Origin of the sequence: Mesorhizobium escarrei (assembly GCF_935825525.1) — a bacterium.
GTDB lineage: Bacteria > Pseudomonadota > Alphaproteobacteria > Rhizobiales > Rhizobiaceae > Mesorhizobium > Mesorhizobium escarrei.
Map to the genome: position 1 here is coordinate 81,633 of NZ_CAKXZT010000101.1, position 24,843 is coordinate 106,475.

Consider the following 24,843-nt stretch of genomic DNA (forward strand, 5'->3'; position numbering starts at 1 on the left):
AGCGGAACTTCGGCGACTGTTGGATGATGAGCCTGCCTCCCCACCAATGATGGCGTTCGACCCAGTGGAATTCCGGCAGCTGTTGAATGATGAACCCGCCTCCCCACCAATGACGGCATTCGACCCAGCGGAACTCCGGCGACTGTTGGATGATGAGCCTGCCTCCTCTTCGCCGAGATTTAATTCGACCCCACATGCGCGAACGGACGGTGTTCATCAGCCAACCCAGGCGCCGTGGCTCCCTGAACACAAAAGATAAGTTTGAGGTGGAGGAGCGGCACTGAACAATCTGCGGCGTCGGTGCCATTCCACCCGGAAGGGTGGGTGGGACGAGATGGCGTCGCTGGATGACGACCATGCCGTCGCCGACGAGGACTTCCTCCACCAGAAAGATCCGAATGATAGTAGTTCACGTAAGCTCCATGATCACCGGAGAGCAGTGGCGTTGAAGTGTTCTGGTATACAGCAGATATGCTTCGCCGGCTTGCCACGATCGCCGAGGTCGCCGGGGCACGGGGGCAAACCTGTCAATCTGAAAACGAGATCGACAGCGCTCGGTTGAAGGTGATCACCCCACACGCCCACCTCGGTAACGCCCAGGGATACTGACTAGGTCAACCGAATCCTGGTGCACATTGGAGTGAGCCGCTGTCACGTGACTGCTTTCTTGCAGCCTCTCGAAAACAAGCCGCTTGCCTTCGCTCACGCTGTCTTCGAGCGGCTTCGCCTTCGCCAGATGCGCCGCAATCGCGCTGGCCAGCATGCAACCTGTTCCGCGCATCGATGTGGCAACGCGCGGTGCTTCGAAGCGGATGGGTTCATGACCGGAGCGTAACAGAATATCGGTCGATCGGGGTCCCGACGCATGCCCACCCTTGATCAGCAGGGCTTGAGGGCAGGCGGCCAGCAATCTTTGTCCTTGTTGGAGCACTTCGTCCTCATCCACCGCCAGTTCGGAGCCAGTAAGGAGCGCCAGTTCAGGGAGGTTGGGCGTGACAATGCAGCAAAGCGGCATCAGATCGCGCTTCATGGCAGCGATAGCGCCTGCTTCCAGAAGTGCGCGGCCTGAGGTGGAGGCCAGCACAGGGTCGAGAACTGCCGGCACTTGCGGATTTTCACGCAGCACCACCGCAACGGTAACGATGGTCTCGGCTGTTCCGAGCATGCCGATCTTGATCGTGGCCACTTCGTTGGCCTGCAGCGCGGCACACATCTGATCGGCCACCAAGCTGGGTGGCGAATGATGGATTTCCATTACGATGTCGTGCGTTTGCACCGTCAGCGCTGTGACTGCGAGACAGGTGCGCACGCCAATGGCAGAGATCGTCTCGATGTCGCGTGCTATTCCAGCACCCCCGCTGGAATCCGATCCGCCTATGACAAGCACATGCGGTTCTCGTCTCATCGCCATCGGTCCGTCTTTTCGATCCACTCTCGCGTGCGCGTTTCGGGATCGGAGCTCAACGTGATGTCCGTGACCACTGCCGCGCTGTTGGCGCCGGCCTCAAAGACGCCGTTGAGGCGGTCAGGGTTGAGGCCGCCAATAGCGACCAATGGGATCGGCGCCACTCGCCGGTTCCACTCGCTGATCCGCTCTAGCCCTTGCGGCATCCACTTCATCTTCTTCAGGATGGTGGGATAGATCGGACCGAGCGCAACATAGTCGGGCTCGGCAAACATGGCCGTTTCCAGCTCGACACGATCATGCGTGCTCAATCCAAGCCTCACGCCGGCTGCCCGTATCCTCGAGAGGTCGGCGGTTTGCAGATCCTCCTGGCCGAGATGCACGAAATCGCAGCCTTCCTCGATTGCCAGGCGCCAATGATCGTTGACGATGAGCTGGCATTTGTGTTGGGCACAAAAGCCCTTCGACTTGCGGATCTCCGCGCGCAACCCGGTCTCATTCTTGCTTTTGATGCGAAGCTGAACCAGCTTCACGCCGAGCGGCGCCAATCGTTCGATCCAGGCGGCGCTGTCGACGATCAGGTAGAAGGGATCGAGCTTCATGAAAAAACTGCTCTGCCGATGGTCGGCGTCGATGGCACCGCGACGTCGCGCGGTTCGAGCATCCCCGACAGGAAGGCTTCACGGCCGGCATCGACTGCCTTGCCGAATGCGCGCGCCATGCCGACTGGATCGGCTGCCCTGGCGACCGCCGTATTCAGGAGCACGGCGTCAAAGCCGAGCTCCATGACGGTGGCAGCGTGCGACGGCCGTCCGAGCCCGGCATCCACGATCATGGGAACGTCGGGGAAATGTTTGCGCATCGAGCGCAGCGCCGTGAGGTTGACTGGCCCGAGGGCCGAACCTATCGGCGCGCACCAAGGCATGAGGGTCTGACAGCCCGCTTCCAGCAGCCGCTCGGCGACGACAAGGTCGTCGGTGGTATAAGGAAATACTGCAAAGCCGTCGTCGCACAGGATGCGCGCAGCTTCGACCAGGCCGAACACATCAGGCTGCAGAGTGTCATGGTTGCCGATCACTTCGAGCTTGATCCAGCTCGTCCCAAACACCTCGCGCGCCATTTTCGCGGTCGTGACCGCTTCCTTGACGGAGTGGCAGCCGGCCGTGTTGGGCAGGATTCTTGTGCCAAGCGAGCGGATCAACGACCAGAACTTTTCGCCGTCCCTGCCGCCGGCCATCTCACGCCGCAGGGACACGGTCACCACCGAGGTGCCCGATGCCTGGACCGCATCGGCAAGGATGGCGGGCGAGGGATATTGAGCCGTGCCGAGAAACAGCCGAGAGGGAAGCGTCGTCCCGAGAAGCTCGAACATGCTAGCCTCCCGCCATCGGTGAGAGGATTTCGATCCGGTCGCCGTCGCTCAACTGGAACTCCGCCCGCTTCGTTTTGTGCACGAGGTCGCTGTTGACGGCCGTCGCCAGCCAATCGCCTTCATAGTCGAGCGCGGCAAGTAGTTCGGCCAGCGTTGAGGCGTCAATCTCAAGCGCTTGGCCGTTGACGATCAGTTTCATTGGCGGGCTCCAGGGGTTTGTCGTGACTGAAGACGAGTTCGGCCGCCTGACGCGCCATGGCGGGCGCGATTAGAAAGCCATGGCGATAAAGCCCGTTGATCGCGACGGTGCTTTCGCGTGCTTCGACACGCGGCAGATTGTCGGGAAAGGCTGGGCGGACGCCGACACCGGTTTCAACGATCTCGGCCTCGCCAAAGGCCGGATGGAGGGTATAGGTCGCGCCCAAAAGCTCCATCATGGAACGCGCCGTGACCCGTCCAGCGGACTGGCTCTCGATCATCGTCGCGCCGGCCATGAAATGGTGGTCAGTGCGCGGTACCAGGTAGAGCGGAAAGCGCGGATGAAGCAGCCGGACCGGGCGCGACAGCGACACATCGGGCGTGCGCAGGATCAGCATTTCGCCGCGAACGCCGCGCAGTCGGTCGTCTACGGCGGCCATACCCGTGCAGTCGATCCGGCGATCGAAACCGGAGGCAAGCCGGGCGTCGGCGCCGAAGCGGAATTCGACGCCCATCGCTGCTAGTCTGTCATGAAGTGCCGCCATCGCCTGGCGCGGGTCGAGATGGGCTTCGTCGGGGAAGAGTAATCCACGACGGAAGCGGCCGGCGAGGTCGGGCTCCAGCAACGCGATTTCATCTTCATCAACACGCCGATGACCCGACGTGCGGCTGGCAAACCGGTCGAGCTCGCCCGCATCGCGCGGCGCTGCCACGACCAGTGTTCCTGCCCGTGTCACCTGGTCAGGCGTTGCCGCATCCCACCAGTCCGCGGCGTTGCGTCCGAGATCGAGCACGGACTGCTCGGCGCTTTCGCGCTCGCACCAGGGCGCCAGCATGCCGCCGGCGAACCATGACGCATTTCCGCCAAGGCTGTGCCTTGTCTCGGCAACGGTCACAGCCGCGCCGCGCGTGGCGAGCTCGAAAGCTGCGGTGAGGCCGGCGACGCCGGCCCCTTTGACCAGCACCCTCATGATCGCTCATGCGCCTGCAAAGGCGTAAGCGCTGCGCCGGTCTCGTCCGCCGGCACGTAGAGGTCACCGCCCTCGCGGTACTTCGCCGCCATCGCCGCCATGCCCTCCTTCTGCGCTTCGGCGCGGATGTCATGGGAAATGCGCATGGAGCAGAATTTCGGTCCGCACATCGAGCAGAAATGCGCCAGCTTGTGCGCCTCCTTGGGCAAGGTCTGATCGTGGAAGGACCGCGCTGTTCCGGGATCGAGCGACAGGTTGAATTGGTCCTCCCAGCGGAACTCGAAACGCGCCCGGGAAAGGGCATCATCCCTGACCTTTGCAGCCGGATGACCCTTCGCCAGGTCGGCGGCATGGGCGGCGATCTTGTAGGTAATCACGCCGGTCTTGACGTCGTTGCGATCGGGAAGGCCAAGATGCTCCTTGGGCGTGACGTAGCAGAGCATGGCAGTGCCGAACCAGCCGATCATCGCCGCGCCGATGCCGGAGGTGATGTGGTCGTAGCCCGGCGCGATGTCGGTGGTAAGCGGCCCAAGCGTATAGAAGGGCGCCTCACCGCAGACATCGAGCTGCTTGTCCATGTTCTGCTTGATCTTGTGCATCGGCACGTGGCCGGGCCCCTCGATCATTACCTGGCAATCCTTCGCCCAGGCGATCTTCGTCAGCTCGCCCAGCGTTTCCAGTTCGGCGAATTGCGCAGCATCATTGGCGTCGGCGATAGAACCGGGTCGAAGGCCGTCGCCGAGCGAGAACGACACGTCATAGGCGCGGCAGATGTCGCAGATTTCTGCGAAATGCTCGTAAAGGAAGCTTTCCCGGTGATGGTGCAGGCACCATTTGGCCATGATCGAGCCACCGCGCGAGACTATGCCCGTGACTCGGTCGACGGTCAGTGGAATGTAGTGCAGCCGCACGCCGGCATGGATGGTGAAATAGTCGACGCCCTGCTCGGCCTGTTCGATCAGCGTGTCGCGGTACACCTCCCAGGTCAGGTCCTCGGCGATGCCGCTGACCTTCTCAAGCGCCTGGTAAAGCGGCACCGTGCCGATCGGCACCGGCGCGTTGCGCACGATCCAGTCCCGGATGTTATGGATGTTGCGGCCGGTTGACAGGTCCATCACCGTGTCGGCGCCCCAGCGGATCGCCCACACCATTTTTTCGACCTCTTCGGCCATGGAGGAGGTGACCGCCGAGTTGCCGATATTGGCGTTGATTTTCACCAGGAAATTGCGGCCGATGATCATCGGCTCGCTCTCGGGATGATTGATGTTGGCGGGAATGATCGCCCGTCCGCGCGCCACCTCCTCGCGCACGAACTCCGGTGTGACGAAATCGGGGATCGCCGCGCCGAAGGCTTCGCCGTCGCGGTCAAGCTTGCCGCGCAGGATCTCGCGACCAAGGTTTTCGCGGATGGCGACGAACTCCATTTCTGGCGTGATGATGCCGGCGCGCGCATAGGCAAGCTGGGTCACCGCCTTGCCCTGCTTGGCCCTGAGCGGCCGGTTGCGAATGGGAAATTCTGGCGTCAGGCGCTCGCCCGTCGCGAATCCGTTGTCCTCCGGCCGGACATGGCGTCCGTCATAGGCCTCGACATCGCTGCGCGCTGTGATCCATTCGTGACGAAGCCGGGCAAGGCCCTTTTCGATGCTGGTTTCGACAGCAGGGTCCGTATAGGGGCCTGACGGATCGTAGACGGTGACGGGTGGCTCCCCGGCTGTCGGATGGACGGAGATTTCGCGCATCGGCACTTTGATGTGCGGATGGAGGACGCCGGACTTGTGGATCTTCCGTGAGGCGGGCAGTGGTCCCGTCGAAACGGCGGGGGTGAGGGCATTCATCTTGAGGCTCCTTTGCTCGTGCATTGGAGACCCAGTTCTGTGCCGGAAGGATGAAAAGACGCTTCTGTTGACCTGCCGAAACAGGACCTCGGGCGTAAACTCCCGCAAAGCGCTTGCACCGTCCCTACGCCAGTATGAACTGGATCAGGTTCAACGGGTCACTGCGCCGCGAAAGCCAGCAGTATCTCAGCCCCTTGCCGGGACTCCCCTGGTGAATGCCTCAGGTTGAACGGGCCGGCTCCGTTTTGTCAAGCGCATTCGGGTCCGGCCGAAAGCAGCAATCGCCTAGTTGGCAGCATCCGTTTGTGGATGCCATACCAAATGACTTACACCGGCGGTCTTGGATGATTACCGACGACTTGCACCCACACGTCATTGCGATTGACGTGATGTGTCCTCAAGCGTTTGCGGGATTGGGTCCGCTTTACAGCCCACCCGAGATGCAGCTTCGATTCCGCTAAAATGAGCTTTGGAATCGGAGTATGCCGCCGAGGCTGTTCTTTTTGCCGAGGTGAGTCCAGTTCACGCCGGAACGGTCGAGCGTGCCGACGCCGAAGTTGCCGTAGTGGGCATAGTCGACTTCGGCTGTGACTGTGAAACCTGGAACGACCATATAGGCGACGTTTGCAGCCAGACCAGAGTTCCTAAGCTGATCACCCGAGACCTGAAGGTTGAACGAAGCTTTCTCGTTTAACGTGTAAGTGGCGCCCGCCCAAAAAGCCCAGTTGCCGCTCCAAATTTTGTAGAAGCCGCGACCGTGAGCGGCGACCGCGTTGGTCGGGTCATCGTTGAGATTGCCAATGGAGCCGTAGCCGAACATTCCGAATAGCGACAGGTCATCTGTGACATTGACATCCACTCGGAACTTGCCGGCCAAAGCTTCGTAGTCGCTGTCACGAGCGATTACGCCGGTGATCGCGCCCCAGCCCTGCGTCTGTTTCACGCCGAAGACGATGTGCGGAACATGGCTGTCGATAGTACCGACTACACCCGACCCTTGTTCAAGTGAAACCAGAGCCGAAAAGCCATTATCGGCATCGAAGTAATACTGAGCCACGTTGGTATCGAAGTCGCCGTACGGAACGAGTACGTTATTGAGGACGTTCCCGGCGTAGCCTATTAACGTGTCGAAGGCCGACTCGTCCTTACCAACTCGGAGGCCACCAAGCTGGATCCAGGCGGAAGTCAACTTGACGCCGCTGTTGAAGTTATACTTGTGAGGACTGTCCGGACCCGGATAAGCGTTGCGGTTGCCGAAGTTCACGCGGGTTTCAGTATAGGTCTTCAGTGCGCCGAGTTCGGTCTCCTGGCGCGTCCAAGTTTTGAACGTGAAACGCGTGTTGTCTCGCCAGGTGCCCTGAGCCTCGCCAGTTCTCACATCGGAGTTTCTTGTCCCGTCATACGATCGGACATCGCGGACGCCGACGTCGTAACGGATGTAGCCGCCGATGCGCAGGCAGATCTCGGTGTCGGGGATATGGAAGTAGCCCGAACCGTAGACGTCGCAGATCTTGACGTATTCGGTCGGGCCCGGCGCGGAGTCTTCGTCCGCCGCGCGAGCGACGGAAACGGAGATCAGCGCCGCAACTGAGCCGAGAAGAAGGCTGCTTACGTTCATTCTGGATCTCCATTCAAAGGTTAACGGCGGAAGCGTCGAAGAGCGAACCCGTGGCCTATCCGAGGAGCAAAAACATGTGCATCGCGCTCCTCCTTCGTACCTAAGGAATGCGCGATACCAAGTTGACTCGAGGAGTTCCGATCTACTTTAAGAGTACGCCGAGTGATACTTGTAATTTTGCTTAATCGCACTCCTTCAACTGTATGACTTATTGAAAAACAACTGTGTTTGGTCATCAACTGTCCGAAGGAGGTGAGATTCGACATGCGTCAGGCTTAAAGAAAAGGCAAAACGCCTATTGCCTTGCTGCGCTTCCACACAGCTGTCAGTCAAACTCTTTCAGTTGCATCGGGGATTCAGCACTTCTGAGCCAATATTCATCTCCATTATTTGTGGGTTGGCCGTCGGCGTTCGATGCGGAGCAGCAAGCGACGTGCCATCCTGAATAGGTAGCTCCGCGCTGACACTAAAATTGGCCGGCGCACTTCGTCGCGCTCTCTTTTTTTTTGCTTTTTGGGGGTCAAGCTAAGCACGAAGCAGACGTTTGGGACACGGTTCGTATGTTCGATATGTGACACTTTCGTTCGATACCGACAGCATCTGTTTGCTGTGAAGCTCGGGTCGAGACGGCATGCGGCGCCGCCGCCCGGTACGTCAGGCGGGAGCCCCGCTGCAGCGTACATCTGGATCGTGCCAAGCATGGCCCGTTCCGTTTTGCAGCGGCGCATCGTTCACATCCCTGTGCGACTCACCTTGCGCCCATTGCGGATCGCATGGATGCATGCTCACGAGATTGGCGTGGTTGGGTTTCAGCGCCACCGCCTTGTTCGATTCGGTCAAACAGGCCAACTCTCGACAGATCACGGTTTATGGCTTATATAAACGCCCTAAAATCAGTTAAGGTCGTTTTTATGAGACAAAAATGCGCTCAACAGTGACAGATACATTGCCTCCCAGAGTCAAGAGGGCGCTTGGCAAGCTCGGCGCCGACATTGCGCTCGCCCGTAAGAAGCGCAGCCTGACGATCATGATGATGGCGGAACGATTGGGTGTCGCAAAGAGCACCTATCTGAAGATCGAAAAAGGAGACCCGACCGTCGCTATGGGGGCCTACGCCATGACCTTTTTTGTTCTGGGCTTTGATGAGGCTTTGACGCAGATCGTCGACGCGCATCGCGATGAGCAAGGCCTGCTCCTCGACGCCGAACGTTTGCCCAAAAGGGTAAGGGTCAGGAAGCCACCGGGTGCAATATGAGACGTTCTATTGCTGTTCACATTGGCGAGGAAGCGACGCCACTGGGCACGTTGCGCTATGATCAGCAGGGTGCGCGCGAGAGCGCTGCCTTTGAATATCATGCAGGTTGGCTGAGAGCAGCGGAAGGCTTCTCGATCGAACCCGGTCTGCCACTCGTCTCAGGCCCCCAATTCCATCGAAAGACCGGCGACGGGTCCGTGTTCCACAACGCGATCGCCGACACGGAGCCGGACGGATGGGGCCGGCGTGTCATCCAGCGCGACCACGCCAAGCGTCGCCAAGAGGCGCGCCGGGCGGGAAATGTCGCCGAAACGCGGCCTCTGAACGCGATGGATTACCTCTTGGCAGTGGACGACATGAGCCGCGTTGGTGCGCTCCGGTTGCAGGACGAAGAAGGGCGTTACAAAAGAACGACCGAGGAGGGTCGACGCACCACGCCGCCGCTCATTGAAATCGGTCAACTCCTCGCAGCGACACAGGCGGTCGAGACGAACACCGAGACGGCAACGGACCTCGCCTATTTGCGTGGACGTGGCACGTCCCTTGGGGGCCTTCGTCCGAAGTGTTCTGTCGTCGACGACGACGGACGCCTCGCTATCGGTAAGTTTCCGAGCGTTGCCGATGATCGGGCTGTCACAAAAGGCGAAGTGCTCGCCATGAATTTGGCCAGAAAAGCCGGCGTAGATACTGCTGAGACACGTCTGCTCGACAGCGACGGCGCTCCTGTCGCGCTCATCCGTCGCTTCGATAGAACCCCGAATGGCAATCGACTCATGTATATCTCGGCCGCCACGATGATCGGCGCAGAGGCAGCGGATGCTGGCGAGCATAGCTATACTGAACTCGTGGATGTGCTTCGCCAGCACGGCAGCCAGCCAGCGGCCAACATCGAAGAGCTTTGGCGGCGCATCGCGTTCTCGATTCTTATCACCAATGTCGATGACCACCTCCACAATCACGGCTTTCTCCATGTGCATCGCGGGCAATGGCGCCTGGCGCCTGCATTCGACATCAACCCATTCCCTGAGCGTGTGCGAGAGCTGAAAACCTGGATATCCGAGGAAACTGGGCCCGAAGCGACTGTGGACGCACTGATGTCAGTAATCGCTTATTTCCGGATCAGGAGCGATCGAGCGAAGACGATACTCGCAGACGTCGAAAAGGCGGTTGCCTCATGGCGTGAGGAGGGGCGGGCGCTTGGGATGACCCCCCAAGAACTCGATAGCTTCACCGACGCGTTCGAACATCGGGAACGGCAAGCCGCCCAAAGGGCGCAGCAATGATCCCTGAAAGCTTGTCGTTCGCGGTTGAGATGGCGTCCTGCAAGGGCGTCAAGGCGGCTTCCCCCCGCCCTGATTCCATGTCCGGCGCCGAAAGGTCGAGCGCCACCGCCGTCCTCGAACAGGCCTGGTTCTGGCTGGCCCAGCGCCAGCCGGTAGCGCGTCAAATCCGGCTCTGCCAGTCTCTGAGCCGCACAGCGCTGCTGAAGCGCACGTCGAACGTGCTGCTGATCGGCTTGTGCGCAGGCGCGACCACCAGCGCTCGAAACCCATGCCCTCCGTCTTGCCGTCGCGCGCCGCATCGACGATGGCCCGGAACGGACCGTTCCTGCCCCCGGCCTCGAGCCCCGCGGCGGCATAGGTATTCGCGAGAGAGCGCCGGACGCATAGGCTCCGCGTACTGGCGATGCGGCCTTCGCGCTGCTTCAGTCGACCGGCGCGGCAGATCCCAATGCGCGATGCGATCGCTTTCGTGATCACGTCACCTCGGAGGACGAGAAAAGATTGTCGAGGCACGGGTACGAGCTGCCTCAGTCGTTCGTTCGATCGAAAGCACTGTGTGCGGAGGACGCTCTCCATCATGCAGTGCCAGGAGACGCTGGCCGACGTCCTTGTCCGCTGCCGTGAGCCGATGATTCAGGCGAAGAAAGTCCATCCAGGTTGGCGTGCGGAATGTCTCTGTCCAAATCGAAGGCGTTTGAAGATTTCGCTGGAGTGTCCAGTTTCGCGCACCGGCACGGCTCTGAACATGGCGCCTTGCGCGCATGTAGCCCAGAAAGGTCTCGATATTCTCTTCGGCTATAAGATACTCGACCTTCACGACTATGGGGCCACTCCTGGGCTTCAACTCGAGTGCCAGCTCCGGGGGGTGAAAATCCGAACTTTCCTGATCCGTTTCTTCCCATGGACGGACCGGCAACAGTATCCCCGCAGCTGCAACCAGCAACAGAGCGCCTGCGGCGCCCTCAAGAGCCCAGGCTAAGGAGTAGTCCTGTGCGACAGTACCCCAGATCCAGCTGCCGGCCGCCATACCCCCTGCGCTCAGGGCGTAGTATATCGACAGTGTGCGGCCGACGACCCACCTTGGGCTTGCCAGCTGCACCGACACGTCGATGCCCGTCCAGGTGATAAGCCAGCCCGCGCCTCCAACTGCCAGCGAAATGGCCGCCACGGCGACCGATGATGTGAGTGCAAGGGAAAGGCAACATGCTGCACAAGCAACAGAGGCGAACGATACCAGCCTGTTTTGAGACGTGATCCGCCTTAGAAAGCTATTGCTCATGCCCGCGACGAAAGCACCCATGCCGAAGCCGGCCAGCAAGATGCCGTAGACGATTGGGCCGCTTTTCAGCTGATCCCGGACGACTAGTGGGAGTAGCGCAAGGATGGAGATGCTTGCCAGCCCGAAAAAGGTTGCACGGGCAATCGCTGCCCTGATCTCCAAGGACAATACCGTGAAGCGCACTCCGTCATGAATTGCCATCGTCATTCGCTCACGAGGGAGAGGTGAAGTGCGAACATTCCATCTAGTGCGCCATATTGCGCTTAGAGGCGCCAGATCACTCAGAGCTGCCAAGGCGAAAGCGGCCAGCGGTCCAAAGAATGCCAAGATTACGCCACCCAAAGCCGGACCAACGCTGCGCACAATGTTGTATCCGACGGACATAAGCGTCACCGCAGCCGGGATGTCGCGCTTGTGAAGGATATCACCAACAGAAGCGTGCCAGGCCGGATCATTCAAGGCAAAGCCGCAGCCGGCCAGGAAACCTAGTCCGAGAATTAGCCAGGGACCGGCAAATCCCAGACCGACAGAAATCATCAGCGTCGTTGATGCCAATGCTATCAGGCAGTGCCCCGCAAACATCACCCATCGGCGGCTGAAGTTGTCGGCGATGGCTCCGGCAAGAATTGAGAGGAAGAATACCGGCAACGTGGATGCGGCCTGCACGAGTGCAACCATCAGATCCGAAGCGGAAATCGTGGCCATCAGCCAACTGATGGCGACCGTTTGCACGAGCCACCCGAGGCTGGATATTTGTGTGGCCGTCCAGATCGAGCGAAACACCGGGTTCCGAAATGGAGCCAGCGTTGTTGAGACAGGCAGATGAGCGTTTTTTTCGGACTGCATGACGGTTGATGCCTTCGAGGGGCCGGTTATTCAATTCACGGCTGCCACTACTGCCGTTACGATGTTGACCAATGGATCAGAAGGGCGGACATATCGATTAGGATGACTGCATCGCAATGAGGAGTTGGATACCTCCGCTCTCCTAGACTGGCGCCAACCACTCCTCGCCAGCAAAGTAGCCTTGCCGATCGTCCTGCTCGAGAAAATCGTCTGCAGGGTTTTCGCTCTCGCGTCACCGAACCAGCGCCCATGCAGCTTGCCGGCGACCATTTTTTCGCATTGGGCCCGTTTTGCTAGTGTCATTCGTGACAAATCCTGTGCATGGCCGTCGTACCGCTAAATTCCGAGGATGAGGGCGCCTCCGGTGAGACCGGCACCCGCCGCCGCAAGGAGAACCTTTTCGCCCTGCCGAAACGGCTGCGCCCGATGCGAAAGCGAGAGCGAGAGCGGGATGGTCGCGGCGGAAGAGTTGCCGTACTCGGCGATCGTCTTGACGATCGCTTGATCCGCTATTCCGAGGTTCCTCCCGACCACATCGAAAATGCGGACATTGGCCTGGTGTGGCACGAACCGGTCGATGTCTTGCGATCCCATTCGGGCAGCAGAGAGCGCGTCCTGCGAGCAGCGAGACATCATCTCCACGGCCTTGGCGAACACTTCGCGGCCGTTGGCGATCGTCATGCGGGTCTGCCCGAGGTCCATGCCGCCGTGGAACGGTGTGTTGCTTCCTCCGGCGGGAATCTGGATCAGCCCGTAGCGCGAGCCGTCCGAAGCCAACGCGGCGCCGAGAATGCCTCGATCCGGCTCTTCGCACGGGGCAATCACCACGGCGCCGGCGGCATCGGCAAACAGCACCGCGCTTGCGCGCTCGACTGGATTGATGCGGCGACTGAGGATGTTGGCGGCGATGACCAAGGTCGCTTTGCCATGGAGGCGGGTGAATCCGTCGGCAAACATCAGGGCATAGATAAAGCCGGCGCAGGCGCCTGTGAGGTCAACCGCACCGGCGCGGCCTAAGCCCAGGCGATGTGCTACCAGCGGCGCGCTGGGCGGCAGAAGGTGATCGGGCGTCGAGGTGGCGAGTAACAGCAGGCCGACGTCGCCACGGTCGAGGCCGGAATTCGCCAGTGCCATGTCGCCGGCGTGCGCGGCAAGGCCGGACAGCGTATCCTGGTCGGTTGCCCAAAAGCGCGAGCGAATTCCGGTGCGCTGCTCGATCCAGCCGGGTTCGAGTCCAAGACGGGTCTCGATTTCCTGGTTCTCCACCTTTCGGGCCGGCGCATGATCGCCAAACCCGAGAAAGCGCGACGATCTGCTCATGCGCTCGGACCGAAGCGTTCGCCGGCCTCCTCGATGGCGTCATAGAGCCGGTCGAGTTCCTCTCCGGTGATGCAATAGGGCGGCAGAACATAGAGCACATTACCGAGCGGGCGCACGAGCAGGCCGCGTTCGAGGAAGAAAGCGCGCAGCTTTGGTCCGATCTCGGCCAGATAGCCGGCCGAGCCGGCGCGCAGATCGAGAGCTGCGATCGTGCCGGTCGCCCGGCAATCTGTGAAGTTGGCATTGTTGCGAAAGCGTCGAAGCCCGACGGCCTGCCCGGCGCTCAAGGCCGCAATCCGCTCGGCCACCGGCTCGTCCCGCCAGATCTCGACATTGGCGAGTGCTGCCGCGCAAGCGATCGGATTGGCGGTGTAGGAGCTCGAGTGGAAAAAGGTCTTCTGCCGATCTTCGGAGTAATGGGCCTGGAAGATGGCATCGGTCGCGAGTGTGGCCGCCAGCGGGATGGTGCCACCGGTCAAACCTTTCGAGGTACAAAGGATATCAGGAGAGATCGATGCTTGTTCGCAGGCGAACATGGTTCCGGTGCGCCCCCAGCCGGTCATCACTTCGTCGGCGATCAAGAGCGTACCGGAGGCCTCAGTGATCTTCTTCAATTCGGTGAGAACCCAGGCCGGATACATCAGCATGCCGCCGGCGCCGAGCACCAGCGGCTCGACGATCAGCGCGGCGGCGCGGCGGTCGCGAGAGAAAGCCTCGAATCTATCCAGCGTTTCCTGCTCGCGCCCTGCGGCCGGAAACGGAATGGTGTCGACCTCGAACAGCAGGGGTTCGTAGGCGGCGTTGAACACGCCGCGGGCTCCGACGCTCATCGTGCCGATCGTGTCGCCATGATAGCTGTGTTCCATGACGACGATGCGCGAACGCGGCGCGCCGATGTTGCGGTAATAGCCGAGCGCCATCTTCAGCGCGACTTCGACGGACGTGGATCCACTGTCGGAATAGAAGACCCAGTCGAGGCCTGCCGGCACTATTTCGATCAGCGCCGAGGCCAATTGCTCTGCCGGCTGATGGGTGAGACCGGCGAAGATCACCTGGTCGAGCATCTCAGTCGCATTCCGGATTGCTTCCATGATCCGTGAATGGCGGTGCCCATGGGTGACCACCCACCAGGAAGAGATTGCATCGAGGATATGCCTTCCGTCATTCGTCTCTAGCCAAGCCCCTTCCGTGCGGACAACGGACGGCATGGCCGGCTCGATCGCGTGCTGGGTGAATGGATGCCAGACCGGCGACCGCGACATCAATCGCCTCCGGCAATCTTGGCGAGGTCGAAGCCGGCAAACATCGCCTTCCGCAGAGTTTCGCGCGTCAACGGAACGAGGTGTGGCAGCCTGCCGAGCTGACGCACCGCGCCGAATTCGGTGATTGTCCTTTGCGTATCGGCTACCTCTTCGCCGATGAAGGCGATGCCGATCAGCGGGATGGAGCGAGCCCGCAGGGCTTCGATCGACAGCAGAGTGTGGTTGATCGTACCGAGCTCGGTGCGGGCGCACAGAATGACCGGCAGCCGCCATTCAGCGAAGATGTCAATGAATCTTGTCTGTCGGTTGATCGGCACCATCAGTCCGCCAGCGCCTTCGATGACGAGCGGTGTCGGCAGGACCGGAAATGCAAGATCGGCAGCCTCAATCGAGACGCCGTCAATTTCGGCTGAACGATGCGGCGACAGCGGGCTCTTCAAGCGGTGAGCTTCCGGCAGCACGCGCCCTGACGGCAGGCCGGCGAGCCGTTCAACCGCCTCACTGTCGGTCTCCTCATCGAGACCCGATTGCACCGGCTTCCAGTAAAAGCCGTCGAGCAGCCCGGCCAGCCCAGCCGAAAACACGGTCTTCCCTATTCCGGTGTCTGTTCCGGTGACGACGATACGCGTGGTCATGCCGTGCCCAACACCTCGACGAGCGTCTCGACCATGGCCGAAATGTCAGCCTTGCCGACATTCAGCGTCAGCGAAATGCGCAGCCGCGACGTGCCCTCCGGCACGGTCGGCGGGCGAATGCCGCGTATGTCGAAGCCGCGGGCCTGCAGTGCCGCCGCCATCACCATGGTGCGACTGGCGTCGCCAATGACAAGTGGCTGGATCTGCGAGCCGCTGCGCGCCACGCCACAGCGCTCGGCCAGTTGGCGGCCCGCGAAGGCAACGTACTCATGCAGCTGAACGCGGCGCATCGGCTCGTCGACCAGGATTGCGAGCGCTTCGCGCGCCGCGACCGCCATCAGCGGCGACGGCGCAGTGGCGTAGATGAATGGCCGACACCGGTTGATGAGGTAATCGCACAGCGTTTGCGGACCGGTGACAAGCGCTCCGGAGGCGCCAAGCGCCTTGCCACATGTATGCAGCGCAACGATGTTGTCGCGGCCCTCGAACGCGGCGGCCAGCCCCCGGCCGTCCGGTCCCCAGACGCCGGTGGCATGCGCCTCGTCGACGACGAGGAATGCCTCGTACCGGTCGGCAAGCGCGACCAGACTCTCCATCGGCGCGTAATCGCCATCCATGCTGTAGAGGCTTTCGACCGCGATCCAGACGCGTCCCATGCCGCCTTCGGCGCGCCAGCGCCTGATCGCGTCCTCAAAAGCATCTATGTCGTTGTGCGTGGCCGGCCTGAACTCGGCGCGTCCAGCCCGCGCCCCTTCATGCATGCTGGCATGCGCGAGTTCGTCGAGGATCAGCAGGTCGCCCTTCTGCGGCAGGGCGCTCAGCAGGGCGAAGTTGGCGATGTAGCCGCTGCCGAAGAACAGCGCCCGTTCGGCCCCGAAGAACGCCGCCGCATCTGCCTCCAATGCCCCATGCTCCGGCGCGTTGCCGCGCAGGAGCCGCGATCCGGTAGCGCCGACCGGGGTGCCCCCCTCGATCGCCGCCGCGACTGCATCGCCAAGTCTCTTCGACGCAGCAAGCCCGAGATAATCGTTGGACGAGAAGTCGAGCCCGGCGCGCGGCGCCAGTGTCCGCAGCCGGCCCTTGCGTGCCAGACCCTGCAGGGTTGCTTCATAGCGGGCAAGCGGCGGCTCGTTCATCTTGCCTCGCGTGGCATCGGCTCAATGCCGAGACGTCTAAATAGACGATTATCCTTGTCCTCGCCGGGATTGTCCGCCGTCAGCAGCATGTCGCCGACAAAGATCGAATTGGCGCCGGCAAAGAAGCACAGCGCCTGCGTTTCGTCGCTCATCGCCGTCCTGCCGGCGGAGAGCCTTACATAGGACTTCGGCATCATGATGCGGGCGAGCGCAATGGTGCGGACGAAATCGATCGGATCGATGGGCTCGGCCTCGGCAAGCGGCGTGCCTTCGATGGGGATGAGCATGTTGATCGGCACGCTTTCCGGCGGCTCGGGCAGGTTCGCGAGTGTGACCAGCATGTCGATGCGATCGGCCTTTTCCTCTCCCATCCCGACAATGCCGCCGCAGCAGACCTTCATGCCGACCTCGCGCACGTGCCCAAGTGTTTCCAGCCGGTCGGCAAAGGTCCTGGTTGAAACAACCTCGCCATAATAGCGCTCGGACGTGTCGATGTTGTGGTTGTAGTAGTCGAGACCGGCCGCCTTCAGGCGCTGCGCCTGACTGAGGTCCAGCATTCCGAGCGTCATGCAGGTCTCCATGCCGAGCGCCTTCACGCCCTCGATCATGGCGACCACGGAGCCCATGTCGCGTTCCTTCGGACTGCGCCATGCGGCGCCCATGCAATAGCGGGTGGCGCCGGCGTCCCGCGCCTTGATCGCTTCGGCAATGACACGCTCCACCTCCATCAGCTTGGACGCCTTCAGGCCGGTTTCGTAATGTGTAGACTGGCTGCAATAGCCGCAATCCTCCGGGCATCCGCCGGTCTTGATGCTGAGCAGCCGCGACAGCTGCACCCGGTTGCGATCGAAGTTCTGGCGGTGGATTGTCTGAGCCAGGAAGAGCAGGTCGTTGAACGGCATCCCGTGGATAGCCTCGGCCTCTTTGCGGTTCCATCGGGATAGTGCCCCCTCGATCGATTGCATGGCTTGCTTCACGTCGCACTCCGAGTTCGTTCCAATCGTCGTCGTCAAAAGCTTTGTCGCTCGTCCGACAGCGCGTGCAGGAGTCTGTCGACCCTCCTCGGGTTCGCTACGATCGTCGATCAGCCCGATGAGGCTGAACCAGTTGGAGGGTGCGCCGCACAAAGATGCAGGCTCGCATGGAGCAGCTCCTGCGTCGGCGCGGTCCAGCGGAGGGGGGAATGCTTTTCATTCCATCTCCATCAGTTCAAGCGCGCGCCGATGCGCCGGCATATCCAGGCCGATGTCGAGGATAGGGGCGCTGTGTGTCAGCCATCCGACTGAGATGAGGTCGACCCCCGTCGCAGCAATCGACGGAGCAGTTTTCGGCGTCACCCGACCGGAAGCCTCGGTGATGGCGCGGCCACTGACGATTGCCACGGCGCGGGCAAGGTCCTCAACCGACATATTGTCGAGCAGCACTGCGTCGACGGCCAGCGTGAGCGCTGCATCGAGCTGCTCCAGCGTGTCGACCTCGACCTCGATCTTCACCATGTGGCCTGCGGCGGCGCGTGCCCGCTCTATTGCCGTGCGAATGTCGCCGGCGATCGCGATGTGGTTGTCCTTGATCAGCACGGCGTCGTCGAGCCCGAAGCGGTGATTGGCGCCGCCGCCGACGCGTACCGCATATTTCTCCAAGGCGCGCAGGCCGGGCGTCGTTTTTCGCGTGCACACGATCTTCGCCTTGTGGCCACGCACGGCCTCGACCATCGTCGCCGTGGCAGTGGCGATGCCGCTCAGGCGGCACAGAAAATTGAGCGCCGTGCGCTCGGCCGTGAGCAGGCCTCGCGCCGGTCCGCACAGCTTGGCGATAGTCTCGCCCGCCGCGACATCGCTGCCGTCACCTCGCCAGATTTGCATGTCGATCGCAGGCTCGACGAGCATGAAGGCGAAGGCGGCCAGATCGAGCCCGGCAACGATCCCCGACTGTCGCGACTTGAGCACCAAGGTGGCCGTGCGATCACGCGGGATCACGGCGTCGCTGGTCAGATCACCGCATCTGCCCAGGTCTTCGAGAAGAGCACCGCGCACGATCGGCTCGATCAGGGTTGAGGGAAGGGGTGAGAACGAATTCATGTCAGGGTGCTCCGCATCGGCGCCCGCCAGCTGAGTGCGACGGCGGTCTGTATTGCGCTGGGCAGTGTCAGCCGTGACTGGCGCGCATCTGCATCGCGTCCGGGGAAATCGGAACGACAGTGCGATCCGCGGCTCTCTTCGCGCCGCAGGGCCGCAATGGCGATCATCAGCGCGACCAAGGCGGGGTCGGAGGCAGCGCCGTCGTGAGCTGCAATCGGCAACAGGGTCGCCACCCCGTCGCGTAGCGTCTCGCCATCGCGGATGATGCCGAGCGCGGCCGAGACGATTGGGCGGATGCCGGAGGCGTCTGGCCGTCGAGGCACGAATGCGGAACACACGCGCGGTCGCCGGGTGTGTGATACGTCGGCGACGCTTTCAGCAACCCAGCTCGCTGTGACCGCCGCTTCGATAAGCGAGTTGCTGGCGAGTCGGTTCGCGCCGTGCAGACCGGTGCATGCGACCTCGCCACATGCCCACAATCCCTCGATGGAGCTGCGGCCGGCAGCGTCTACAGCAACACCGCCCATGTGATAATGTGCCGCCGGGCGCACCGGGATCGGGTCGGTCGCGGGATCGATGCCGGCCTGGCGGCACAAATCGGCGATCGCCGGAAAGCGCTTGTCAAATCTGAGGCCGAGACATTGCCTTGCGTCCAGGAACACACGGCGTCCGGCAGCGAGCTGGTGCCAAACTGCGCGCGCAACCACGTCGCGAGGCGCAAGCTCGCCCCCGGGGGTTTCAGCGAGGAAACGCTCTCCATGCTCGTCGACGAGCACAGCACCCTCGCCGCGCACCGCTTCGCTCACCAGCGGCATCGGCCGCCGCGGACCCTCGAGGGCGGTCGGGTGGAACTGCACGAATTCCAGGTCGGCGAACTCCGCCCCGGCACAGGCGGCGAGCGCGAGCCCCTGTCCACATGAGCCAGGCGGGTTTGTCGTATCGCTAAACAAGCCGCCGATGCCGCCGGTCGCCAGGACCGCGCGGCGCGTTGGCAAGGCGATTGCGCCCGTGCACCCGGCCGCGACCACGGCGATAATCGCCCCGTCTTCCACGACAAGCCGGCGGGCCTCCACGTTTTCCAGGATAGTGATGGAGGCTGTGCGCCGTGCCGCGGCGATCAGCGCGCGGACCAGCTCGCGACCGGTGGCATCGCCCGCCGCATGCACGATCCGCCGCTGCGAGTGCGCCGCCTCAAGCCCGAGCCGCAACGCGCCGTCAGCGCGTCGGTCGAATGCGACACCGAAGCGCTCTAGAGTCCTGATCGCTTCAGGTGCAGCTCGGACCGTTCGCCGCACCGTCGTCACGTCGCAGAGGCCGTCGCCGGCCGCGAGGGTGTCACAAAGATGAAGTTCGGGACTGTCCTCGCCGCCGACACTTGCCGCAAGACCGCCTTGGGCGAGCTCGCTGCAGGCTCCGGTTCCCAGCCCCGCATTGGACAGAAGCACAACCGGTTCCGGCGCCAGATGAAGCGCCGTCATCAGGCCTGCCACACCGGCGCCGATGATGACCGGCGCCCCGCCGATGTCATGAACGTCGAGGCTCATATGGAAAGCATACGCTCGACCGAGCGGCGCGCGCGCCCTGCAATCCCGGGATCGATCCGAACCTCATGCCGGTTCTCCTCGAGTGCGACGCGAATGTTAGCCAGCGTGATGCGCTTCATGTGCGGACAGAGATTGCAGGGGCGGACGAACTCGACCTCGGGATGCGCGACCGCGACATTGTCGCTCATCGAACATTCCGTTAGCAGGACTACGCGCGGCGGTTTCTCCCGCTCGACATAATCCAACATGGCCGCAGTCGAGCCGGAGAATTCCGCCTCTGCTACAATCTCTGGCGGGCATTCCGGATGGGCGAGCACGATGACCCCTGGATGCGCATCGCGCAGTTCCCGGATGTCGGCCGATGTGAAGCGCTCATGCACTTCGCAGTGGCCCTTCCAGGCGATGATCTCGACCTCCGTCTCCGCCGCCACGTTTATCGCCAGATATTCATCGGGCACCATAATCACACGCGGCACGCCGAGCGATTCCACCACCGCCCTGGCGTTGCCCGAGGTGCAGCAGATGTCCGACTCCGCTTTTACGGCCGCCGAAGTGTTGACGTAGGTGACGACCGGGACCCCCGGATAGCGCTGCCGCATGAGCCGCACGTCTTCTGCCGTGATCGAGTCGGCCAGCGAGCAACCGGCGCTGAGATCCGGGATGAGGACGGTCTTGTTCGGATTGAGCAGCTTGGCGGTCTCGGCCATGAAATGCACGCCGGCAACCACGATGATTTGCGCCTCGACCGTAGCCGCCTTGCGGGCCAGTGCGAGGCTGTCGCCGACAATGTCGGCTACGCAATGGAAGATCTCCGGCGTTTGGTAGTTGTGCGCAAGGATGACCGCATTGCGATCGCGCTTCAGCGCGAGGATGGCCTCAATGTCGTTGGTGAAGGCCGGCCATTCGACTGGCGGGATCACCCGCCTGACGCGCTCGTACAGGGACGCAGCCGTAGGTAACGCCCCAGTCATCAGCGCCTCCGATTATATTCGATCTGACAATAAGGGGAATATGTCTACCTTGACTATAAGTATGTCAAGCCCGCGCGAGCGGCAATTTTGTCCCGGCCACAGCCCTGTCGTCGAGGACGGCATGGCGGAACCGATAAAGCTTTGCCGGCCGTCCGCCCGTCTCGAGGGAGGTCTCGCCAGTTTCCTCGACCAGCTCTTGCTGCTCAACAAGTCTTCGGAAGTTCGGCTTGTTGATGAGCCTCCCGGCGAGCGCCTCCACGGTCCGCTGCAGCTGAAGCAGTGTGAAGGACGGCCTCATGAGCTCGAACACCACCGGCCGGTACTTGATCTTTGAACGTAGCCGCGCAATGCCGGTCGCCAGGATTCGTCGATGGTCAGCGATCATTGCCTTGCCAGATACCGCCGCAGGCGCGACGTCCCGCCCGCCACCAGCCTCTTCGATCAGGGCAGATTCGTAAAGCAACTCGTAGCGTTGGAGCGTGAGTTCCTCGTTCCAATTGCGGTCGTCGAAACCGAAGGCAATCGCGGCGCGCTGCCGGCGTTCGCGTCGCGTGGTGGCGTCGCTGGCGCCCTCAGCCCACTCAATCAGGCGTGGACGTAAAATATCGAGCACCACCGGCGTGCCGGAGCGATGATCCTCCCAGGGAAAATACTCGTACCAACTCCGCCACCCGCAATTAGCGGAGCCCGTTGCCTGTTCCTTCCGAGTGAGTGCGAGATAGCTGATTGAGATGGCGCGTTCCTGGCGCTCGGCCCCTATGCGGTCCCGATCGGCGAAGGTGTAGAGCTGCTCGATGTACCCCAGCGGGTGGCCGGTCTGTTGCTCCACCCAACCCCTCAGACCGGATTGCAGCGATCGATGCTCTAGCGCATATGGTCCGGACGGAAGGGTGTCCGCGTTCCCGATGGTGAGAAGACAGGGTTCACTGTCGTTTACGGCGACGACAACGGCGATCAGGTCCACTTTTGCTTCGTCGGCCTTGAGCGCGGCTCTGCCTTTTCTGGTTCCTTTTGCCTGATGGTCCATGTTCGCGAAAGTGAGTTGGCCCCAAATTCAGGGTGACTGAATCGATTGAATTTAAGCGTTGCTGCACGAACGTCAACACCGCACAGCTGCACGTCTTTTTTAGCTCTTCGCACTCGCACAAAAATATGCCAAACGCGACACCCGCGGCGGGTAACGCAAGGGAAGGATGCGTGGGTTGAGCGCAACTGGTGAGACAAAGGCGATGACACCGCCGGATATTCGAATGCGGAAAGGCCAGACTCCACTCGTCTGCCTGACGGCATATACTACGCCGATCGCCAGATTGGTTGATCGACACTGCGACATCGTTCTCGTTGGCGACAGCGTCGGCATGGTACTGCACGGCCTCTCGTCGACGCTGGGCGTCACTCTCGACATGATGATCATGCACGGCCAAGCGGTGCGCCGCGGTCTGGTGCGATCATTGATGGTCGTAGACCTGCCATTCGGTTCTTATGAAGAGAGCCCCGAGCAGGCCTTCCGCAACGCTGCGCGCCTGATGGCGCAGACCGGTTGTGCAGCTGTGAAGCTCGAAGGCGGTGAGAAAATGGCCGAGACCATTCGCTTCCTCGGCGCCCGCGGCGTGCCTGTCATGGCCCATGTCGGCTTAACGCCGCAGTCGGTCAATACTTTCGGTGGCTACCGCGTCCAGGGGCGGGGAGACGATGCCGAGCGCATCAGGCGCGATGCCGGTGCGGTCACGGAGGCCGGCGCCTTTTCCGTGGTGCTGGAGAAAGTGCCCGAGCCCCTCGCAAAGCGCATCACTGCGGAGATCGCCGTCCCAACCATCGGCATCGGCGCCTCGCTCGCCTGCGACGGTCAGATTCTGGTGAGCGACGATATGCTCGGGCTTTTCAGCTCTTTCCGGCCGAAATTCGTCAAGCGCTACGCCGAACTAGGCGACCAGGCCGATGCGGCGATTGCGGCTTACGCCGCCGACGTGAGGGAACGCCGCTTTCCGGCGGCCGAACATCTCTACGCCAACGAGACGAAGGCCGGAGGCGTCACATGAGCGTGCCGATCGTTCGAACCGTTGCCGAGCTCCGCGCTGTTGCCGCGGGATGGCGTCGCTCAGGCACCCGTATCGCCGTTGTGCCGACCATGGGAGCCTTGCATGAAGGCCATCTGAGCCTCGTGCGTGCCGCGCTTCAGAAGGCCGAGCGGGTAGTCGTGACGCTGTTCGTCAATCCCAAGCAGTTCAACAGTGCCGCCGACCTTGCCGCCTATCCCCGGACGGAAAACGAAGATGCTGCCAAGCTCGTGCCGACAGGCGCACATCTGCTGTATGTGCCGGATGCAGACGAGATTTATCCAGCGGGCTTCGCCACGGCCGTTTCGGTGTCCACTCTCAGCGAGGGCCTGTGCGGCGCCTTCCGGCCCGGCCATTTCGATGGCGTGGCGACGGTCGTGGCCAAGCTCTTCCTGCAGACCGGCGCTGACTTCGCCTTCTTTGGCGAAAAGGATTTCCAGCAGCTTCAGCTTGTCAGGCGCTTGGTCCGGGACCTTGACCTCCCGATCACCGTGGTCGCATGTCCGACAGTCCGCGAAACCGATGGTCTTGCACTATCGTCGCGCAATAGCCGGCTCTCGCCAGCAGAACGCGCCATTGCCCCAAAGCTGGCTTCGGTCTTGCTCGACACGGCTGAGCGGCTTGCGCGTGGCTCTCCTGTCTTGCCCATGCTTGATGAAGCGCGTGCAACAATTCTGGCGGCAGGCTATCGCGAGGTCGAGTACCTGGAACTTCGCGGCGAAACAGACCTGCAGCCGCTAGCAAGGCTTGACCGACCAGCACGCTTGCTTGTCGCGGCTTGGCTCGGCGACACGCGGCTCATCGATAACGTCTCAACATCCCCGGTTGGTAAGCGGCCAGGTGCGCGGCGTTCGCTTCACCGGGAAGCAGCAAAGTAATGCCGGCGATGATGGCGACCAAATCGTCCGCGTCGCATCGATGCGGGGTCGTTTAGACCCAGCTTTCCCCTGGCATCGAGCAACATTCGAGGAGGTCGCGCAAAGGGCTGATGTATCGCGTATTCGAAAACTTCGTCGAGCAACTCTCTGCAAGCGTCGATGCGGTCGACCTCCATGAGGCGATGGCGTCCGCCGCAGCCGGCTTCGACTTTCCGCTCTTCGCCTATTTCAGTTACCCGTCGGTCTCCGGCCAGACGCCGCGATTGATTTCAAATTATCCTTCATCCTGGACATCGCACTATCTGCAACTGCGCTACCACAGCCATGATCCGGTGATCCTGCGCGGGCTGCAAGGCTGGGATACTTTTGATTGGGGCGTGGATCGACCCCGCCAGTGTCTGCCGGCCTCGCAGCAAGAAATCCTGGAAAAAGCAGCTCACTTTGGCATTCGCGGCGGATTGACCATGTCCATGCATGACCATCGCGGCCGGTTTGCGGCGCTGACCTTCGCTTCCGACCAGTCCCGTCCGCCTCTCTTGCGGTCACTCACTCGCTACGAAAAAGCATTGCAGCTGGTCGCAATCAACTTTCATATACATGCCCGGCGCCAGCTCGCCGAAGATTGCGTGGTGGATGGCATAACGCTGACCCCGCGGGAGTTCGAATCCCTGAAATGGGCGGCGCGCGGTAAGTCCGCCTGGGATATCAGCCAGATCCTCGGCGTCTCGAAACGCACCGTGACCTTCCATCTGGAAAACGCCAAGGCAAAGCTTGGCGTGCGAACCATAAACCAGGGCGTAGCACGGCTGACTGCTTCCCGTCAGTGGAGATCCTGACTCCGTTTGTTGGAAAGCTGTAAAGGTCTACAGGCTGCATCAATGTCGGCTTTGCTCTTCGATA

General features: G+C 61.8%; 23 protein-coding genes and 1 riboswitch. Of the genes, 5 read left to right on the top strand and 18 right to left on the bottom strand.

Translation table 11 applies throughout. The features are described 5' to 3' along the window. From NMG80_RS37760 to NMG80_RS06785, 8 genes are all read right to left on the bottom strand, one after another. A partial coding sequence (locus NMG80_RS37760) for a hypothetical protein (RefSeq protein WP_436798559.1) occupies positions 1-385 on the bottom strand: 385 nt, incomplete at its 3' end. Positions 386-568: 183 nt separating this feature from the next. After that, positions 569-1,411: a hydroxymethylpyrimidine/phosphomethylpyrimidine kinase gene (locus tag NMG80_RS06755; protein WP_254017409.1), complete on the bottom strand. Its 843-nt coding sequence runs from the start codon at positions 1,409-1,411 to the stop codon at positions 569-571. Then, positions 1,402-2,007 (bottom strand): thiamine phosphate synthase, encoded by a 606-nt coding sequence (locus tag NMG80_RS06760; protein ID WP_254017410.1) that lies wholly within the window; start codon positions 2,005-2,007, stop codon positions 1,402-1,404. Before NMG80_RS06760 ends, NMG80_RS06755 begins: the two co-directional genes overlap by 10 nt. Next, entirely contained in the window at positions 2,004-2,777 is a 774-nt protein-coding gene (locus tag NMG80_RS06765) for a thiazole synthase (protein ID WP_254017411.1), read from the bottom strand. Before NMG80_RS06765 ends, NMG80_RS06760 begins: the two co-directional genes overlap by 4 nt. A 1-nt stretch (position 2,778) precedes the next feature. Then, positions 2,779-2,976 (bottom strand): sulfur carrier protein ThiS, encoded by a 198-nt coding sequence (gene thiS / locus NMG80_RS06770; protein WP_254017412.1) that lies wholly within the window; start codon positions 2,974-2,976, stop codon positions 2,779-2,781. Continuing rightward, positions 2,945-3,946, bottom strand: a complete 1,002-nt coding sequence (gene thiO / locus NMG80_RS06775; protein ID WP_254017413.1) for a glycine oxidase ThiO — start codon at positions 3,944-3,946, stop codon at positions 2,945-2,947. Before thiO ends, thiS begins: the two co-directional genes overlap by 32 nt. Further along, positions 3,943-5,781 (bottom strand): phosphomethylpyrimidine synthase ThiC, encoded by a 1,839-nt coding sequence (gene thiC / locus NMG80_RS06780; protein ID WP_254017414.1) that lies wholly within the window; start codon positions 5,779-5,781, stop codon positions 3,943-3,945. The genes thiO and thiC overlap by 4 nt, the downstream gene beginning before the upstream one ends. Positions 5,782-5,884: 103 nt before the next feature. Next, a riboswitch (TPP riboswitch) is annotated at positions 5,885-6,001 on the bottom strand. Positions 6,002-6,238: 237 nt separating this feature from the next. Further along, positions 6,239-7,399 (bottom strand): porin, encoded by a 1,161-nt coding sequence (locus NMG80_RS06785; protein ID WP_254017415.1) that lies wholly within the window; start codon positions 7,397-7,399, stop codon positions 6,239-6,241. Between the two features lie 922 nt (positions 7,400-8,321). Here NMG80_RS06785 and NMG80_RS06790 point away from each other — a divergent pair. Beyond that, positions 8,322-8,654 carry a helix-turn-helix domain-containing protein gene (locus tag NMG80_RS06790; RefSeq protein ID WP_040592899.1) on the top strand — a complete coding sequence of 111 codons (333 nt, stop codon included), beginning with the start codon at positions 8,322-8,324 and terminating at the stop codon, positions 8,652-8,654. After that, the gene (locus tag NMG80_RS06795; protein WP_254017416.1) at positions 8,651-9,937 is read left to right on the top strand and encodes a type II toxin-antitoxin system HipA family toxin; all 1,287 of its coding nucleotides are present in this window, start codon (positions 8,651-8,653) and stop codon (positions 9,935-9,937) included. The genes NMG80_RS06790 and NMG80_RS06795 overlap by 4 nt, the downstream gene beginning before the upstream one ends. Positions 9,938-10,415: 478 nt before the next feature. Here NMG80_RS06795 and NMG80_RS06800 read toward each other — a convergent pair whose 3' ends face one another. From NMG80_RS06800 to NMG80_RS06845, 10 genes are all read right to left on the bottom strand, one after another. Continuing rightward, positions 10,416-12,062, bottom strand: coding sequence for an MFS transporter (locus NMG80_RS06800; protein ID WP_077376298.1), 1,647 nt, complete (start codon positions 12,060-12,062; stop codon positions 10,416-10,418). A gap of 336 nt (positions 12,063-12,398) precedes the next feature. Further along, a complete protein-coding gene (gene bioZ, locus NMG80_RS06805) occupies positions 12,399-13,382 on the bottom strand; it encodes a 3-oxopimeloyl-[acyl-carrier-protein] synthase BioZ (RefSeq protein ID WP_254017417.1) in 984 nt (327 codons plus the stop codon). Further along, positions 13,379-14,644 carry an adenosylmethionine--8-amino-7-oxononanoate transaminase gene (locus NMG80_RS06810; protein WP_254017418.1) on the bottom strand — a complete coding sequence of 422 codons (1,266 nt, stop codon included), beginning with the start codon at positions 14,642-14,644 and terminating at the stop codon, positions 13,379-13,381. Before NMG80_RS06810 ends, bioZ begins: the two co-directional genes overlap by 4 nt. Next, on the bottom strand, positions 14,644-15,279 hold the full coding sequence (gene bioD, locus NMG80_RS06815; RefSeq protein ID WP_254017419.1) for a dethiobiotin synthase: 636 nt from the start codon (positions 15,277-15,279) through the stop codon (positions 14,644-14,646). The genes NMG80_RS06810 and bioD overlap by 1 nt, the downstream gene beginning before the upstream one ends. Next, a complete protein-coding gene (locus tag NMG80_RS06820; RefSeq protein ID WP_254017420.1) occupies positions 15,276-16,415 on the bottom strand; it encodes an 8-amino-7-oxononanoate synthase in 1,140 nt (379 codons plus the stop codon). Before NMG80_RS06820 ends, bioD begins: the two co-directional genes overlap by 4 nt. After that, positions 16,412-17,380 (bottom strand): biotin synthase BioB, encoded by a 969-nt coding sequence (gene bioB, locus NMG80_RS06825; RefSeq protein WP_254017464.1) that lies wholly within the window; start codon positions 17,378-17,380, stop codon positions 16,412-16,414. Before bioB ends, NMG80_RS06820 begins: the two co-directional genes overlap by 4 nt. 225 nt (positions 17,381-17,605) lie before the next feature. Further along, complete coding sequence (nadC, locus tag NMG80_RS06830; protein ID WP_254017421.1) at positions 17,606-18,493, bottom strand: carboxylating nicotinate-nucleotide diphosphorylase; 888 nt, start codon at positions 18,491-18,493, stop codon at positions 17,606-17,608. Beyond that, complete coding sequence (locus tag NMG80_RS06835) at positions 18,490-20,037, bottom strand: L-aspartate oxidase (RefSeq protein ID WP_254017422.1); 1,548 nt, start codon at positions 20,035-20,037, stop codon at positions 18,490-18,492. Before NMG80_RS06835 ends, nadC begins: the two co-directional genes overlap by 4 nt. Next, a complete protein-coding gene (gene nadA / locus NMG80_RS06840; RefSeq protein WP_254017423.1) occupies positions 20,034-21,008 on the bottom strand; it encodes a quinolinate synthase NadA in 975 nt (324 codons plus the stop codon). Before nadA ends, NMG80_RS06835 begins: the two co-directional genes overlap by 4 nt. A gap of 64 nt (positions 21,009-21,072) precedes the next feature. Next, the gene (locus tag NMG80_RS06845) at positions 21,073-22,035 is read right to left on the bottom strand and encodes an NUDIX hydrolase (protein ID WP_123149096.1); all 963 of its coding nucleotides are present in this window, start codon (positions 22,033-22,035) and stop codon (positions 21,073-21,075) included. Between the two features lie 175 nt (positions 22,036-22,210). Between NMG80_RS06845 and panB the strand changes: the two genes are divergently transcribed. The 3 genes from panB (at position 22,211) to NMG80_RS06860 (ending at position 24,779) form a co-directional block, all read left to right on the top strand. Further along, positions 22,211-23,047, top strand: a complete 837-nt coding sequence (gene panB / locus NMG80_RS06850) for a 3-methyl-2-oxobutanoate hydroxymethyltransferase (RefSeq protein ID WP_254017424.1) — start codon at positions 22,211-22,213, stop codon at positions 23,045-23,047. Continuing rightward, complete coding sequence (panC, locus tag NMG80_RS06855; protein WP_254017425.1) at positions 23,044-23,943, top strand: pantoate--beta-alanine ligase; 900 nt, start codon at positions 23,044-23,046, stop codon at positions 23,941-23,943. Before panB ends, panC begins: the two co-directional genes overlap by 4 nt. 110 nt (positions 23,944-24,053) lie before the next feature. Beyond that, the gene (locus tag NMG80_RS06860; RefSeq protein WP_123149099.1) at positions 24,054-24,779 is read left to right on the top strand and encodes a LuxR family transcriptional regulator; all 726 of its coding nucleotides are present in this window, start codon (positions 24,054-24,056) and stop codon (positions 24,777-24,779) included. The last annotated feature ends 64 nt before the right edge of the window (positions 24,780-24,843 follow it).